Raw genomic sequence first — 16,461 nt, forward strand, 5'->3', positions numbered from 1 at the left:
ACGTGAAACAGTGCCCCTTGGGCTGTGTCCAGCAGGTGGCAGCTCTCCGCCGGGTCGTGTTTCACGTGAAACATGACCCCGTTTCCCAGCCCTCAGCCCTCCTGGCCGGCCCACCACTCCTTGAGCGCCGCCACCGCAGCGTCGGGCTCCATGGGGCCGTGCTCCAGACGCAGCTCCAGCATGTGCTGGTAGGCACGGCCGATGACCGGGCCGGGACCCACGCCGAGGATGTCCATGATCTGGTTGCCGTCGAGGTCCGGACGGATCGCGTCCAGCTCCTCCTGCTCCTGCAGCTTGGCGATCCGCTCCTCAAGCCCGTCGTAGGCGCGTGACAGAGCCGCCGCCTTGCGCTTGTTCCGGGTCGTGCAGTCCGAGCGGGTCAGCTTGTGGAGGCGGTCGAGGAGAGGCCCGGCATCACGGACGTAACGGCGGACCGCCGAGTCCGTCCACTCGCCGGTGCCGTAGCCGTGGAAGCGCAGGTGGAGTTCGACCAGACGTGAGACGTCCTTCACCAACTCGTTGGAGTACTTCAGCGCCGTCATGCGCTTCTTGGTCATCTTCGCCCCGACCACCTCGTGGTGGTGGAACGAGACCCGGCCGTCCTTCTCGAAGCGACGCGTACGGGGCTTGCCGATGTCGTGCAGCAGGGCGGCCAAGCGCAGAGTGAGGTCGGGACCGTCCTCCTCCAGTGCCATCGCCTGCTCCAGAACGATCAGCGTGTGGTCGTAGACGTCCTTGTGACGGTGGTGCTCGTCACGCTCCAGGCGCAGGGCCGGCAGCTCGGGCATCACGCGTTCGGCCAGGCCCGTCTCGACGAGCAGCGTCAGGCCCTTGCGCGGCTGCTGGGAGAGGACCAGTTTGTTCAGCTCGTCCCGCACCCGCTCGGCCGAGACGATCTCGATACGCCCGGCCATCTCCGTCATCGCCGTGACGACCTCGGGGGCGACCTCGAAGTCGAGCTGAGCCGCGAAGCGCGCGGCCCTCATCATCCGCAGCGGGTCGTCCGAGAACGACTCCTCTGGAGTGCCGGGGGTGCGCAGCACCCGTGCGGCGAGGTCTTCCAGCCCGCCGTGCGGGTCGACGAACTCCTTCTCCGGCAGTGCCACCGCCATCGCGTTCACCGTGAAGTCACGACGAACGAGGTCCTCCTGGATGGAGTCCCCGTACGACACCTCGGGCTTGCGCGAGGTGCGGTCGTAGGCCTCGGAGCGGTAGGTGGTCACCTCGATCTGGTAGCCGTCCTTGTGCGCACCGACGGTGCCGAAGGCGATCCCGACCTCCCACACGGCGTCCGCCCAGGGCCGCACGATCTTGAGGACGTCCTGGGGGCGGGCGTCCGTGGTGAAGTCCAGGTCGTTGCCGAGCCGGCCGAGCAGCGCGTCCCTGACCGATCCACCGACCAGGGCGAGTGAGAACCCGGCCTCCTGGAAGCGGCGGGCGAGGTCGTCGGCGACAGGGGCGACCCGCAGCAGTTCGCTCACCGCGCGGTGCTGCACCTGGCTGAGGGCGTTGGACGATTCTTCGTTGGCGTTCGGCACAACAGAAGAGGGTACGTGGCCCGCGCCACCGCAAGCTCCTCCTATTCTGCTGGCAGAGGCATGGGGGACACATCCGCTATACACGCACAAGCCGAGCCTTGAGCAGTAAAGAAGCGCTCTCCTCCAAAGAGTCATATACCGGACAGCGCGGTGCCCGCCCGCGATCTTGTGAGGCGGACCATGGCACTTCCCCTCAGCGCGCATCGTTACCATGCGTGGACGCACATTCCGACGACCACTGACGACGACGAGGGACGGACGAGCGCGTGGCCGAGGCGGCAGACTTCCGAGGGGCCAGTGCCTCACCTGCCCGCCGCTGGCTGCGGCGCACCGGGGCACTGCTCACCGGCGCACCCCTGCTGGCCGGGCTCCTCCAGTTGCCCGCTGCGACACCGGCGGGCGCGACCGGACAGGAGTCCCCGCAGGCTGCCGCCGGCAAGGGCTCGGTGTCGGTCGCGGTCGACTCACTGAGCCCCAGCGCCCCCTCCGAGGGGGACACCGTCACCGTGTCGGGGACGGTGACCAATAACGGCAAGCAGACGGTCACCGGTGCCCACGTCGACCTACAGGTGGGCCCACCGCTGGAGACCCGCTCGGCGATCGACACCCTCGCCAAGAAAAGCGATGACCTCCAGGGCCCCTCCGGAGAGAAGGTCGGCGGCAAGTACACCGAGAAGTTCTCCGCGCTCACCCCCGGCGTCGCGGAGCCGTTCAGCATCTCTGTGCCGGCCGACAAGCTGGATCTCGGCAGCGACGGTGTCTACCAACTGGGCGTCGCGCTCTCCGGTGAGACAGCGGCGCAGCCGTGGGACCAGGTTCTCGGTGTCCAGCGCACTTTCCTGCCGTGGCAGCCGGAGGAGGCCGGCACCAGGACGAAGACCACGTTCCTGTGGCCACTGGTCTCCAGCGCGCACATGGCCGCCGAGACCGGGTCGAACGAACAGCAGACTCCGGTCTTCCGTGATGACGAGCTCGCCGACGAGATCGCCCCGGGGGGCCGCCTCGACCAGATGGTGTCGCTGGGCAAGGGCCTCGACGTCACCTGGGTGATCGACCCGGACCTGCTGGCGTCCGTCGACGCGATGACGGGGAGCTACGAGGTCCGCGGCCCGGACGGCACCACCACCCCTGGAAAGAACCAGGAGATCGCCAAGCACTGGCTGGCCGAGCTCCAGCAGGCGGTCACGGGCAAGGAGGTCACCGCGCTGCCGTTCGGCGACCCGGACCTGGCCTCCCTCGCCCACAACGGCACGAATGTCACCGGCTCGCTGAACCACCTCAAGGAGGCCACCGACGTCGCCGACGACACGGTGGAGACCATCCTCCACGTGAAACCGTCCACGGATTTCGTGTGGCCGGTGGACGGCGCCGTCGACCCCTCGATCGTGAAGGTCGCCACATCCGCGGGCGCCGACAAGGTGATCACCCGCAGCGACAGCCTCCAGGACAACCTGTCGTACACGCCCTCCGCGGCCCGGCCCATCGGCGGCGGCACCACCGCCGTCGTCGCGGACTCCCGGATGTCCACGGCGTTCCAGGGCGACCTGACCAGGGCCTCCGCATCCACGCTCGCCGTGCAGCGGTTCCTGGCCCAGAGCCTGACGCTCGGCCTGCAGACCGGCAAGCAGCGCAGCGTCGTCGTGGCCCCGCCTCGCATGCCGTCCGTGAGCCAGGCACAGGCCATGGCCGAGGCGGTGGGGGCCCTTCAGGTCGGGAACTGGTCCGAGTCGCAGGACCTCACGGCCGCCGCCAAGGCCAAGCCGGACCCGTCCGCCAACACGAAGGTGCCGTCGGCCTCCGCCTATCCCTCCGCGTTGCGCAAGCAGGAACTGCCGCGGGCCGCCTTCGAGCAGATCGCCAGGACCCAGGCCAAGCTCGACAAGTTCAAGGTGATCCTCACCCGCCAGGCCCGGGTGGTGACCCCGTTCGGGCGGGCCATGAACCGCGAGATGTCCGCGTCGTGGCGTGGCCGGGGTGTTGCGGCGGTGGGGTACCGCGATGGCATCGAGTCGTACCTCAACGGTCTCATCGACGGCGTCAAGCTGATCCAGAAGTCGGAGACCAAGCTCTCCGGCCGCAGTGCCACGATCCCCGTGACCGTCCAGAACAACCTGGTCCAGGGCGTCGAGCACCTGGAGCTGCGGCTCACGTCGAAGAACCCCACGCGACTCAAGATCGGCGGCGACGCCTACGAGGAGCAGCGAGTCACCGTCAACGGCGGCCACGCCCAGTCGGTGAAGTTCACCACGTCCGCCAATGCCAACGGCCGGGCGGAAGTCGTCGCCCAGCTGTACACGGAGGACGGCCAGAAGTACGGCGCCCCGGTCACCTTCGACGTGCGGGTCACCGAGGTCACGCCCACGGTGATGCTGGTCATCGGCGGTGGCGTCCTGCTCCTGGTCCTCGCGGGCTTCCGGATGTACACCCAGCGCAAGCGCGCCGCCGCCCGTGAGGCCGCCGAGGACGAGACCACCGAGGCGGACGACGAGGTCGACGGCCCGCAGGGCCAGGTCGAGGCTCCGCAGAACCCGGACGCCTCCGGCGTACGTCCCACGGAGGAGGTGGAGGCCGGCTCACCCGCGGAAACCCCCGAGCAGCCGAGTGACCCGGCCCCGGACACCGCAGCGGAAAGCGCCGACCCGTCCGGCACGGGTGAGAGAGTGGACCGTTGAGAAGTCGTGGCCGGTGGGCCCGGGACGATGAGGTGGGGTAATCATGAACGCGCCGTACGACGGTGACCGCCGTGCCGCGGGCAGCTCGGGCTACCCCGACGCGGGCGGACCCGAGGGGGCACCGCCCGAGCACGGCCAGGTGCCGCCGCAGCCGCCCACGGACGTGTACCTCCAGGACGTCTACAGCCAGGACCCCTACCGCGCGCAGGACCTCTCCGCGCAGGACCCGGTCGGCGAAGCGCTCTACGACCGCGCCGCGCACCCTCCGCCCGCTCCCGGCACGTACCAGCCGCAGCAGCAGCTCTACGGCCAGCCGCCGCAGTCGCCGTACGCGCCCGACCCGCAGGTGTGGGCCCAGACGCCCGCTCCGGAGCCGGAGGGCCCCACGCGGCATCTGCCCTACGGCGACGACCCGCGCACCACGCAGTTCGTAGGCGTGGACGACCTCGTCTCCCAGGCGGGCGGGCCGCGCCAGGAGCAGGACGCGTTCGCGCACCTCTTCCGGGACCAGCAGCAGAGCAGCGGTCACCCGTCGTACGAGCCGCCGTCGGTCCCCGGCCCGTCGCCGGCCCCGGGGCAGCCGGCGCAGAGCCCGTACGCGGCGCAGAGCCCGTACGCGGCCGCCGACCAGACCATGGCGGGACCGCACCTCGTGGACGAGGCACAGGATCCCGAGCCCGAGGCCGCGCCGGCGCCGGCGCCGAAGAAGAGCGGCCGCGCGGCGGGCTTGATGAAGTCCAGCGCCGTGATGGCCGCGGGCACGATGGTCTCCCGCCTCACGGGCTTCATCCGCTCCGCGCTGATCGTGTCGGCGCTGGGCGTCGGCCTGCTCGGTGACACCTTCCAGGTCGCCTACCAGCTGCCGACGATGATCTACATCCTCACCGTCGGCGGTGGTCTCAACTCCGTCTTCGTGCCGCAGCTCGTGCGCGCCATGAAGGAGGACGACGACGGCGGCGAAGCGTACGCCAACCGCCTGCTCACCCTGGTCATCGTGACGCTGGGCGCACTCACCGCGCTCTCGGTCCTCGGCGCACCGCTCCTGATCCGCGTCCTGTCCGACCCGGTCGCCAGCGACCCGGCGGCCAACGAGGTCGCCGTCACCTTCGCCCAGTACTTCCTGCCCACCATCTTCTTCATGGGCATCCACGTGGTGATGGGCCAGATCCTCAACGCCCGCGGCAAGTTCGGCGCGATGATGTGGACTCCGGTCCTGAACAACATCGTCATCATCGTGACGCTGGGCATGTTCATCTACGTCTACGGCACAGCGGCCGACTCCGGGATGACGGCCACCACCATTCCGCCGGAGGGCCAGCGTCTGCTCGGCATCGGCGTCCTGCTCGGTCTCGTGGTCCAGGCACTCGCGATGATTCCCTACCTGCGCGAGACCGGCTTCCGGCTGCGGCTGCGCTTCGACTGGAAGGGCCAGGGCCTCGGCAAGGCCATCACGCTCGCCAAGTGGACCGTGCTGTTCGTTCTCGCGAACCAGGCCGGCGCCATGATCGTCATCCAGCTCTCCACCGCGGCGGGCAAGGCCTCGCCGGTCGACGGCACCGGCTTCGCCGCCTACGCCAACGCACAGCTGATCTGGGGCCTGCCGCAGGCCATCATCACGGTCTCCCTCATGGCCGCCCTGCTGCCGCGTCTGTCGCGCTCGGCCGCCGAGGGCGACGGGGGCGCCGTCCGCGACGACATCTCCCAGGGCCTGCGCACCACGGCGGTCGCGATCGTGCCGATCGCGTTCGGCTTCCTCTCCCTCGGCATCCCGATGTGCACGCTGATGTTCGGCTCCTCGGGCACCAGCGAGGCCACCAACATGGGCTTCATGCTGATGGCGTTCGGTCTCGGCCTGATCCCGTACTCCGTGCAGTACGTGGTCCTGCGTGCCTTCTACGCCTATGAGGACACCCGAACTCCCTTTTACAACACGGTCATCGTGGCCGCGGTCAACGCGGGCGCCTCGGCTGTCTGCTTCTTCGTCATCCCCTCCCGCTGGGCCGTGGTCGGCATGGCCGCCTCGTACGGCCTGGCCTACGCGATCGGCGTCGGCGTCGCCTGGCGACGGCTGCGCAAGCGGCTGGGCGGGGACCTCGACGGCGCGCGTGTCCTGCGGACCTACGCCCGCCTGTGCATCGCTTCGGTCCCGGCCGCCCTGCTCAGCGGAGCGGCCTGTTACGGCATCGGCCACACGCTCGGCCAGGGCCCGGCCGGATCGCTGGCCGCCGTCCTGGCAGGCGGCGCCGTGCTGCTCGGGATCTTCTTCGTCGCCGCCCGCCGCATGCGCATCGAGGAGCTCAACTCCCTGGTCGGCATGGTCCGCGGACGCCTGGGACGCTGAGTCGGGGGGTAGGCGCACAACCATCGTCAGCCACCGCGTGTCGTGCATAGCGGCGGACTGTGGGCACAATTGGTTTCGGCGTCGGACGGCGCGCACTGGATGCCGGCCGGGGCGTAATGGATGGGGAGGCAGGAACGACGGTGGCGGATCGGAGTACGGCTGCCGTCGACGTGGCAGACAACAGCGGCGAGACGTCGCTGACCGCAGAGGCGGACCAGTCCACGGCCGACGGGGTGGCCAAGAACCGGGAGCGGGACACGGACAGCGACGAGGTACAGGAGAGCACCAGCATCGACGGTGCCGGAACGACCTCGCCGCCCGAACTGCACAGTGGTCACAAGCTCGCCAGACGCTACCGTCTCGAGGAGTGCGTTACCCGACTGGACGGTTTCAGCAGTTGGCGTGCCGTCGACGAGAAGCTCCGGCGTGCCGTCGGAGTGCACATCCTGCCCGCCGACCACTCGCGGGCCCGCTCCGTCCTGGCCGCCGCCCGTTCCTCCGCCCTCCTGGGTGACCCCCGCTTCGTTCAGGTGCTGGACGCGGTCGAGGAGAACGACGTCGTCTACGTCGTCCACGAGTGGCTTCCCGACGCGACGGAACTGACCACGCTCCTCGCCTCCGGCCCCCTGGAGCCCTACGACGCCTACCAGATGGTCAGTCAGGTCTCCTCCGCCATGGCGGCCGCCCATCGTGAGGGCCTCGCCCATCTGCGGCTGAACCCCAACGCCGTGCTGCGCGCCTCGACCGGCCAGTGGCGCATCCGCGGCCTGGCGGTCAACGCCGCCCTGCGCGGCGTCTCGTCAGACACGCCGCAGCGCACCGACACCGAGGCCATCGGCGCCCTGCTGTACGCGGCGCTCACACAGCGCTGGCCGTACGAGAGCGACGCCTACGGCCTGTCGGGCCTCCCCAAGGACATCGGTCTCATCGCGCCCGACCAGGTGCGGGCCGGTGTGCACCGCGGCCTGTCCGAGCTCTCCATGCGCGCGCTCGCCAACGACGGCGCCACCGCCTCCCGGCACGAGTCGCCGTGCACCACGCCGGAGGAGCTGGTGAAGGCGATCGGTGAGATGCCCCGCATCCGCCCGCCGGAGCCCGCATTCACCGCCCCGCCCGAGTACCAGCGCACGACCTATCAGCAGGGCACGTACGGCCGTCAGACCCCGCTTCCGGGCGGCACCCAGCCGGTGCCGGCCCCGCCGCCCCCGCTCCAGAGCCGCACGGGCAAGGCCCTGAAGTGGGCTGTCTCCGCACTCCTGATCGCAGCGCTCGGCCTCGGCAGCTGGCAGCTGGCGGACGCGCTGATGGACCAGGGGGGCAAGAACGACGAGCCGACCAAGACGCAGAACCACGAGGGCGGCGACAAGAACAGGAACGCAGCGCCGTCCAAGCCGATCGCCATCAAGGGCGCCGAGGAGTACATCGCCGAGGGCGACGCCCAGCACCCCGCCGACGTCGGCAAGACCTATGACGGGAACACTTCCACGGGCTGGCGGACCAACAGCTACCTGGACGGCCCGAAGATGGTGATAAAGCCGGGTGTCGGCATCGTCTACGACCTCGGCTCCGAGCAGAAGGTCTCAGGCGCGACCCTGTCGCTGCGGTACGGCAATGACCACACCACGGCCGAGCTGTACGCGACGGATTCCCTGAGCTCGTCGACGCCGCTGAGCTCCATGCGGAAGCTCGGCACAGCCACGACGAGCGGCACATCCCTCAAGGTGAGCGTCGACAAGCCCGTGAAGAGCCGGTACGTCCTGGTCTGGCTTACCGCGCTGCCGTACTCCGGCGACGACCCTGCCAACTACAGCAACCCGGGATACAAGCAGGCCATTACCGAAGTGAAGTTCACGGGCTGAGAGCCGACTGAGGGGGAGGGGGTCCGATGGCAGACCGCACCGAGCACAGCGGTGCCAGTGATCAGGATCTTCTCGCTCGGCACGTCGAAGGCGACCCCGATGCCTTCGGTGAGATCGTGCGGCGGCATCGTGATCGGCTCTGGGCCGTCGCACTGCGGACGCTCGGTGACCGCGAGGAGGCCGCTGACGCCGTGCAGGACGCCCTCGTGTCCGCCTACCGGGCCGCCCACACCTTCCGGGGCCAGTCGGCCGTCACGACGTGGCTGCACCGGATCACGGTGAACGCCTGCCTGGACCGGGCCCGCAAGGCCGCCTCCCGGAAAACCTCTCCCGTGGACGACACCGAGCGCCTGGAGCAGCTGCTGGAGCCGCACGAGTCGGCCTCGGCCCCCGCCGAGCGCAACGATCTCCACCGGCAGCTCATCGAAGCCCTGGGGACCCTCCCGGCCGACCAGCGTGCCGCGCTCGTACTGGTGGACATGCAGGGCTACCCGGTGGCCGAGGCCGCCCGCATCCTCGACGTGCCCACCGGCACGGTGAAGAGCAGATGCGCGCGCGGAAGAGCGAGACTCCTGCCGCTGCTGACCCACCTGCGACCGGACAACCGCGGTGAGGGCAAGAACCCGGGTGGAGAACGGAACCGGACGCAGGGGTCGGCCGTCCCACCCGCAGCGGGGCCGCGTCAAGCGGACCCCCCGGCCAAGGGGCCCAGCGACCCAGCTGCAGTGAAGGGCGGAGGTGGACGAGCGTGACGTCGACGACAGACATGGCCGGGCACCCGGACGTCGCGGAGATCTCCGACCTCGCCGAGGGGCTCCTCCCAGCGGACCGGACCCCCGACCTGCGTCGGCACCTGGATGAGTGCGAGCTCTGTGCGGACGTGTACAGCTCCCTGGAGGAGATCCGTGGCCTGCTCGGCACGCTGCCGGGCCCGCCGCGCATGCCTGCCGAGATCGCGGGCCGTATCGATGCCGCACTTGCCGCCGAAGCTCTACTGAACGCCGGCGACCCGGATTCGTCAGAGACGCCTGAGTCGGTGGGTGCCCCTCGTGCCACTCCCGAGGACGACAGCGATGTGCGGGTTTCACGTGAAACATCGACGCCAGCCGATCGACCTGCCGGCCGCCCCCGCTCCTCCACCACGGGCCCCGGCCGCAAGGGCCGCACCCCCGTCGGGCGGCGCAGGATCGCCGTCCTGGGAACCGTCTTCACAGTGGCCGCCCTGGGGCTGGGCTCCGTACTGCTGTCATCACTCGGCGACAACAAGCCTTCCCATGACACGGCAGACGAACGGAAGACCACCGCCGCGGACACCTTCTCCGAAGGAAAGCTGCAGAAGCAGGTCACCGATCTGCTGTCCCAGAACAAGACCAAGGAGGGCGGCCCCCGCACCCCGCTGGGCGCGGCGACGGCCCCCGGCACCAACCAGCCCAGGGTCTTCCGGGAACCCGTGGTGCCCGGCTGCGTCCGAGACGGCATCGGGCGCGACGATGCGGCCCTGGCCACCGAGAACGGCACCTACCAAGGGAAGAAGGCCATGCTCGTCCTGCTTCCCGATGCCTCCGACGCCACTCGGGTCACCGCCTACATCGTCGACGCTACCTGTGTGGATCACGCGCCGTCCACGGTCACCGGCGAGGTGCTCCTGGAACGCACCTATCCCTCCGCTTGACCAAGCGCCTCGTCTTTCGCCTCGCAGGGTCACCGCTTGGTGCCGCATCTCCGTGTGCCCGGACACAGTGGGAATGCGCGCCCCTTAGGATCCGTTGGGTGGGGTGAGAGCTCCGAGAGAAGCTCCCACCGGTCGAACGACGCAGTCCAGAGACGAGGAATCAAGCCGTGAGCGACGTCCGTAACGTGATCATCATCGGCTCCGGGCCCGCCGGCTACACGGCGGCGCTCTACACCGCGCGCGCGTCGCTGAAGCCCCTGGTGTTCGAGGGTGCCGTCACTGCTGGTGGTGCGCTCATGAACACCACCGACGTCGAGAACTTCCCGGGCTTCCAGGACGGCATCATGGGCCCCGAGCTCATGGACAACATGCGCGCCCAGTCGGAGCGCTTCGGAGCCGAACTCGTCCCGGACGACATTGTGGCCGTCGACCTGAGCGGTGAGATCAAGACCGTCACGGACACGGCCGGCACGGTGCACCGGGCGAAGGCCGTCATCGTCGCCACCGGCTCGCAGCACCGCAAGCTCGGTCTGCCGAACGAGGACGCCCTCTCCGGCCGTGGCGTGTCCTGGTGCGCCACCTGCGACGGATTCTTCTTCAAGGACCAGGACATCGCCGTGATCGGTGGCGGTGACACCGCGATGGAGGAGGCGACGTTCCTCTCGCGGTTCGCCAAGTCCGTGACCGTCGTCCACCGTCGTGACACCCTGCGCGCCTCCAAGGCCATGCAGGAGCGCGCCTTCGCCGACCCGAAGATTTCCTTCGTCTGGGACAGCGAGGTCGCCGAGATCCAGGGCGACCCGAAGCTCTCGGGTCTGAAGCTGCGCAACCTCAAGACGGGGGAGCTCTCGGACCTGCCGGTCACCGGACTCTTCATCGCCATCGGCCACGACCCGCGCACTGAGCTCTTCAAGGGTCAGCTCGACCTGGACGAAGAGGGGTACCTGAAGGTTCAGGCGCCGTCGACGCGCACGAACCTGACCGGGGTCTTCGGTGCAGGCGACGTGGTCGACCACACCTACCGACAGGCGATCACCGCGGCCGGGACCGGCTGCTCCGCAGCTCTCGACGCCGAGCGCTACCTCGCCGCCCTGGCGGACGAGGAGCAGCCCGAGCCCGAGAAGACCCCTGTCTGACCTTCCCCTACCCGCCCCACGCACCAACAGTTAAGGAGCCCGCCGTGGCCGGCACCCTGAAGAATGTGACCGACGACTCCTTCGAGCAGGACGTCCTCAAGAGCGACAAGCCTGTTCTGGTGGACTTCTGGGCCGCCTGGTGCGGACCGTGCCGCCAGATCGCTCCGTCCCTTGAGGCGATCGCCTCCGAGTACGGCGACAAGATCGAGATCGTCAAGCTGAACATCGATGAGAACCCGGGTACGGCCGCCAAGTACGGCGTCATGTCCATCCCCACCCTGAACGTCTACCAGGGTGGCGAGGTCGCCAAGACCATCGTGGGCGCGAAGCCGAAGGCCGCGATCGTTCGCGACCTCGAGGAGTTCATCGCCGAGTGAATCGGCTGAGTCGTCGTACCGACGACTCATGTTTCACGTGAAACACGAATGGGCCAGCCCGGAAGGGCTGGCCCATTCGTTTGCCTGCCTTACAGCGGTCGCAGGGCCGGCTCTTTCTGGACGGCTCCCAGCAGACGGTCCAGCGCCATCTCGACGTCTTCCTTCCAGGAGAGCGTCGACCTCAGTTCCAGCCTCAACCGGGGATGTGTGGGGTGCTGGCGAACCGTCTTGAAGCCCACAGCCAGCAGATGCTCTGCGGGCAGGAGGCAGGCGGGTTCCTTCCAGCGCGCGTCGCCGAACGCCTCGATCGCCTTGAAGCCGCGCCGCAGCAGATCCTTGGCAACCGTCTGCACCATCACCCGACCCAATCCCTGCCCCTGGTAGCCGGGCACGATGAACGCGGTCATCAGTTGCACCGCGTCGGGCGAGACAGGACTCGTGGGAAACGCGGTGGAGCGAGGGACATAGGCGGGTGGGGCGTAGAGCACGAAACCCACCGGCACGTCGTCGACGTACACCACACGCCCACACGAGCCCCAGTCCAGCAGAACCGCTGAGATCCAGGCTTCCTTCTCCGGGGCGGAGGTGCCCGCCGCTACCGCGGCCTCACCGCTGACTGGGTCGAGTTCCCAGAAGACGCACGAGCGACAACGCTTGGGAAGGTCCTGGAGGTTGTCCAGCGTGAGCGGTACGAGCCGGCGGCCCATGAAGGCTGATCCTCGCTTCCTTCGCCCGCCGCCGCGTCGCGGGCGGCTGTCAGAGCGCTCCGTTCCCTGAGGAGACTGCCGATGAACCCACCGACTGCTCCCAGCCCCAAACCGGCGCTCACCAATCCGGTGCGCCTCATGGTTCGCATGGCCCCTGCCTCCCTCTCAGAGGTGTTGCCAAGTGGTTGCGCCGTACCCGACGCATCGTATCCACGATGCGATTGCATCGATACCGCCAGAAAGGAAAGAGCGGGCCATGTTCCGGCACACACCGGACATGGCCCGCTCCGTGTCCTGCACAGCGGAGGTTCCTCGCCGGAGGCTCAGGAATCGGTCTCCTCGGAGTCACCCTCCAGGAGACTCTTCTGCAGGACCGGCCCCTCGCCAGGAGCGAGTGAGCCGAGGATCCGCTCAAGGTCCTCCATCGAGGCGAACTCGACGGTGATCTTGCCCTTCTTCTGCCCCAGGTCGACCTTCACCCGGGTCTCGAAGCGGTCGGAGAGCCGCGTGGCGAGGTCGGACAGTGCGGGAGAAACCCGCGCGCCGGCACGCGGGCCCTTGGGCTTCTGCGCCTTCTGGGGCCGTGATCCCATCAGCGTCACGATTTCCTCAACGGCCCGCACCGAAAGGCCCTCGGCCACGATGCGGTGAGCCAGCCGGTCCTGCTCCTCCGAGTCGTCCACGGAGAGCAGTGCCCGCGCGTGGCCCGCGGAGAGGACCCCAGCGGCGACCCGGCGCTGCACGGCCGGTGAGAGCTTCAGCAGACGCAGAGTGTTGGAGACCTGAGGACGGGATCGGCCGATGCGGTCCGCCAGCTGGTCATGCGTGCAGCTGAAGTCCCTCAGCAACTGGTCGTAGGCGGCAGCCTCTTCCAGCGGGTTGAGCTGGGCCCGGTGCAGGTTTTCCAGCAGGGCGTCCAGGAGGAGCTTCTCGTCCTCAGTGGCACGCACAATGGCCGGGATCGCCTCCAGCCCTGCCTCACGACAGGCCCGCCAGCGACGCTCGCCCATGATGAGCTCATAGCGAGCCGGACCCACCTGCCGTACGACGACCGGCTGGAGGAGCCCCACTTCCTTGATGGAGGTGATGAGCTCGGACAGCGCGTCCTCGTCGAAGACATCACGCGGCTGGCGCGGGTTCGGCGTGATGGCGTCGAGAGGGATCTCGGCGAAGTGCGCACCTACGGGTGCCGCAGACGTGACGGGAGCACTCGACTGCGCCGGCTCCTCCGTTTCACGTGAAACAGACGGCAGCGTCGCTACCTTCGCCGCGGCCACCCCGCGGTCGTGCGGCAGCGCAGGCACTGCCGCAGGGGACGTGGAAACAGCGTTCCCAGCCGCAGCCTGGGCCACCGATTTCTCCGTCGGTGCGGCAGGGATCAGTGCGCCGAGACCACGGCCCAGCCCCCTTCGTCGCTCGCTCACTGGATGCCCTCCACCATGCTCGGGTCGTTCTGCTGTGCGCCGATATGGGCGTGTGTCGCGTCATAGCTGATCCCCACACCCTTCAGCGCGATCTCTCGTGCCGCCTCAAGGTAGGAGAGGGCACCACTCGATCCAGGATCGTAAGTCAGTACCGTCTGCCCATAACTCGGCGCCTCCGAAATTCGGACGGAGCGCGGGATGCTCGTCCGCAGTACCTCGTCGCCGAAGTGGGTGCGCACCTCTTCCGCGACCTGCGACGCAAGACGCGTCCGGCCGTCGTACATGGTGAGCAGGATGGTCGACACATGCAGCGCGGGGTTGAGGTGCCCCCGCACCAGGTCGACGTTGCGCAGCAGTTGCCCGAGGCCTTCCAGCGCGTAGTACTCGCACTGGATGGGAATCAGGACTTCCTGGCCTGCCACGAGAGCGTTGACCGTCAGAAGACCGAGAGAGGGCGGGCAGTCGATGAGGATGTAGTCCAGCGGCTGTTCGTACGCCTGGATCGCGCGCTGCAGCCTGCTCTCCCGAGCCACCAGGGACACCAGCTCGATCTCCGCACCGGCGAGATCGATGGTGGCGGGGGCGCAGAAGAGTCCCTCGACATCGGGGACCGGCTGGACGACCTCGGAGAGCGGCCTACTCTCGACCAACACGTCGTAGATGGAAGGAACTTCGGCGTGATGGTCGATACCCAGAGCGGTGGAGGCATTGCCCTGAGGGTCGAGGTCGACCACCAGAACCCGACCACCGTGCAGCGCCAGCGATGCGGCGAGGTTGACGGTCGTCGTCGTCTTCCCCACACCGCCCTTCTGGTTGGCGACCACGATGATCCGCGTCTGCTCGGGTCGTGGGAGGGCCTCACCGGCACGCCCCAGAGCCTCCACCGCCAGTTGGGCAGCACGACCGATGGGAGTGTCGTCCATTGGAGGCGGTGTTTCACGTGAAACATCCGCCCCCATCGACTCGGTACGGGGACCGGGGACCGGATCGGTCATCGGTCCCGCGATGTTGGCGTCGGACCGCAAGGATTCACTCTCCTCGACTTCAGGCTCGCAATGAACAGAGCCTCCCATGTCTTCGGGGTCGCGAACCAGTGAGGCCTGGCGTTCTGTGGAGAAATCCACCTCTGTGGATACCTCCGGTCCCTCATCGAGTGAACCGAGAGGCTTTCGGTCGCGGGGTTCGGCCGCAGCGCGGCCCCGACTGATGATGCCGTGCAGCAGTGAGCGACGTTTCACGTGAAACACGATGCACAGCAGCCGTGGCCGGACTGTCGCGACACTCCGGCATGCACGGCTTTGGCAGCTTGTGTGGAGTACGTCTCTTCCTCAGGACGGATCAGACCCTCAGGACGGATCAGCCCCACTCCGAAGGATCCCCTCAGCGCCGACGGCGCGTCCGGCCCGTGCGAGCCGCCTTGGCGCGCTTCGCAGCGAAGCGCACACCGCCGGGGCTCTCCCCGACCTCGACCCGTACGACGGTGGACGTCGGGTCCACGACGCCCTCACCCACATGCAGGATGGACGTCTCCACCGCGCCCAGCTTGCTCAGCGCCGCCGACGCGCTCTTCAGCTCCTCCTCGGCGGTGTCGCCCTTGAGCGCGAGCATCTCCCCGTAGGGCCGCAGCAGCGGAATGCCCCAGGTGGCGAGCCGGTCGAGCGGCGCAACGGCTCGAGCCGTCACCACGTGGACGGGCTGGATCTTCCCCATGACTTCTTCGGCCCGGCCTCGCATGACCGTCACGTGGTCGAGGCCGAGCAGCTCTACGACCTCGGTGAGGAAGTTGGTGCGCCGCAGCAGCGGCTCCAGCAGCGTGATCTTCAAGTCGGTCCGGACCAGCGCCAGCGGAATGCCGGGGAGCCCGGCGCCGGAACCGACATCGCAGACGGTCACGTTGTCGGGCACGACTTCCGAGAGCACCGCGCAGTTCAGCAGGTGCCGCTCCCACAGGCGGGGCACCTCACGCGGGCCGATGAGACCGCGCTGCACGCCCGCCTCAGCGAGCAGCTCGGCGTACCGCACCGCATCCGCGAAGCGATCAACGAACACCTCGCGCGCCTGCTCGGGCGCGGGGGGAAGCTCCGCTGCCTCCGTCACGGGGGACCGTCCTTCCGTACCGCGTCAGCGCACTCGGCGCCGACACCAGAACCACCAGAACTATCAGGCTGAAAAGTTCGGCCCCGCCTGCGCAACAGACGGGGCCGGGGAACGTAGGGGCCGATCAGGCGGGCAGCACGACGACGAAGCGCTGCGGCTCCTCGCCCTCGGACTCGCTGCGCAGACCGGCGGCCTTGACCGCGTCGTGCACGACCTTGCGCTCGAAGGGCGTCATCGGCTTCAGCTTCACGGCCTCACCGCTGCTCTTGGCCTCCGCGGCGGCCTTCGCGCCCAGCTCGGACAGCTCGGAGCGCTTCTGTGCCCGGTACCCCGCGATGTCGAGCATCAGACGGCTGCGGTCGCCGGTCTCCCGGTGCACGGCCAGGCGGGTGAGCTCCTGGAGCGCTTCAAGCACCTCGCCGTCACGGCCGACCAGCTTCTGCAGGTCGCGGCCGCCCGTGTCGCTGATGATCGAGACGGAGGCGCGGTCGGCCTCGACGTCCATGTCGATGTCGCCGTCGAGGTCGGCGATGTCGAGCAGACCCTCCAGGTAGTCCGCCGCGATCTCGCCTTCCTGCTCCAGGCGAGTCAGGGTGTCTGCACCCTCGGCAGCGGCGGAGGTGGTGCCTTCCGTCACG

The 16,461-nt window shown here is 68.8% G+C and carries 13 protein-coding genes; 7 read left to right on the top strand and 6 right to left on the bottom strand.

Annotated elements, in window-relative coordinates:
- Positions 1-92 precede the first annotated feature (92 nt).
- The gene (locus AB0937_RS32480) at positions 93-1,538 is read right to left on the bottom strand and encodes a CCA tRNA nucleotidyltransferase (RefSeq protein ID WP_366716817.1); all 1,446 of its coding nucleotides are present in this window, start codon (positions 1,536-1,538) and stop codon (positions 93-95) included.
- A 266-nt stretch (positions 1,539-1,804) separates the two neighbouring features.
- On the opposite strand from AB0937_RS32480, the gene AB0937_RS32485 reads away from it, so the two are divergent.
- The 7 genes from AB0937_RS32485 (at position 1,805) to trxA (ending at position 11,595) form a co-directional block, all read left to right on the top strand.
- A complete protein-coding gene (locus AB0937_RS32485; protein ID WP_366716819.1) occupies positions 1,805-4,210 on the top strand; it encodes a DUF6049 family protein in 2,406 nt (801 codons plus the stop codon).
- A gap of 43 nt (positions 4,211-4,253) precedes the next feature.
- The gene (murJ, locus tag AB0937_RS32490; RefSeq protein WP_366716821.1) at positions 4,254-6,551 is read left to right on the top strand and encodes a murein biosynthesis integral membrane protein MurJ; all 2,298 of its coding nucleotides are present in this window, start codon (positions 4,254-4,256) and stop codon (positions 6,549-6,551) included.
- 140 nt (positions 6,552-6,691) lie between these two features.
- A complete protein-coding gene (locus AB0937_RS32495; RefSeq protein WP_366716823.1) occupies positions 6,692-8,410 on the top strand; it encodes a protein kinase family protein in 1,719 nt (572 codons plus the stop codon).
- Between the two features lie 26 nt (positions 8,411-8,436).
- The gene (gene sigM, locus AB0937_RS32500) at positions 8,437-9,162 is read left to right on the top strand and encodes an RNA polymerase sigma factor SigM (RefSeq protein WP_366716825.1); all 726 of its coding nucleotides are present in this window, start codon (positions 8,437-8,439) and stop codon (positions 9,160-9,162) included.
- Positions 9,159-10,082 (top strand): hypothetical protein, encoded by a 924-nt coding sequence (locus AB0937_RS32505; RefSeq protein WP_366716827.1) that lies wholly within the window; start codon positions 9,159-9,161, stop codon positions 10,080-10,082. Before sigM ends, AB0937_RS32505 begins: the two co-directional genes overlap by 4 nt.
- Before the next feature lie 167 nt (positions 10,083-10,249).
- Complete coding sequence (gene trxB / locus AB0937_RS32510; protein WP_366716829.1) at positions 10,250-11,218, top strand: thioredoxin-disulfide reductase; 969 nt, start codon at positions 10,250-10,252, stop codon at positions 11,216-11,218.
- Between the two features lie 44 nt (positions 11,219-11,262).
- Positions 11,263-11,595 (top strand): thioredoxin, encoded by a 333-nt coding sequence (gene trxA / locus AB0937_RS32515; protein WP_030847066.1) that lies wholly within the window; start codon positions 11,263-11,265, stop codon positions 11,593-11,595.
- Between the two features lie 89 nt (positions 11,596-11,684).
- Here trxA and AB0937_RS32520 read toward each other — a convergent pair whose 3' ends face one another.
- The 5 genes from AB0937_RS32520 to AB0937_RS32540 all read right to left on the bottom strand — a co-directional run bounded on the left by AB0937_RS32520 (position 11,685) and on the right by AB0937_RS32540 (position 16,460).
- A complete protein-coding gene (locus AB0937_RS32520) occupies positions 11,685-12,302 on the bottom strand; it encodes a GNAT family N-acetyltransferase (protein WP_366716831.1) in 618 nt (205 codons plus the stop codon).
- A 323-nt stretch (positions 12,303-12,625) separates the two neighbouring features.
- Positions 12,626-13,726 carry a ParB/RepB/Spo0J family partition protein gene (locus tag AB0937_RS32525; protein ID WP_366716833.1) on the bottom strand — a complete coding sequence of 367 codons (1,101 nt, stop codon included), beginning with the start codon at positions 13,724-13,726 and terminating at the stop codon, positions 12,626-12,628.
- Positions 13,723-14,799: a ParA family protein gene (locus AB0937_RS32530; RefSeq protein WP_366716965.1), complete on the bottom strand. Its 1,077-nt coding sequence runs from the start codon at positions 14,797-14,799 to the stop codon at positions 13,723-13,725. Before AB0937_RS32530 ends, AB0937_RS32525 begins: the two co-directional genes overlap by 4 nt.
- Positions 14,800-15,106: 307 nt before the next feature.
- Entirely contained in the window at positions 15,107-15,823 is a 717-nt protein-coding gene (gene rsmG, locus AB0937_RS32535; RefSeq protein WP_366716835.1) for a 16S rRNA (guanine(527)-N(7))-methyltransferase RsmG, read from the bottom strand.
- 124 nt (positions 15,824-15,947) lie between these two features.
- Positions 15,948-16,460 (bottom strand): R3H domain-containing nucleic acid-binding protein, encoded by a 513-nt coding sequence (locus AB0937_RS32540; RefSeq protein WP_053670147.1) that lies wholly within the window; start codon positions 16,458-16,460, stop codon positions 15,948-15,950.
- Position 16,461: the final 1 nt, after the last annotated feature.

The organism is Streptomyces sp. NPDC047880, assembly GCF_040706515.1.
Classification (GTDB): domain Bacteria; phylum Actinomycetota; class Actinomycetes; order Streptomycetales; family Streptomycetaceae; genus Streptomyces.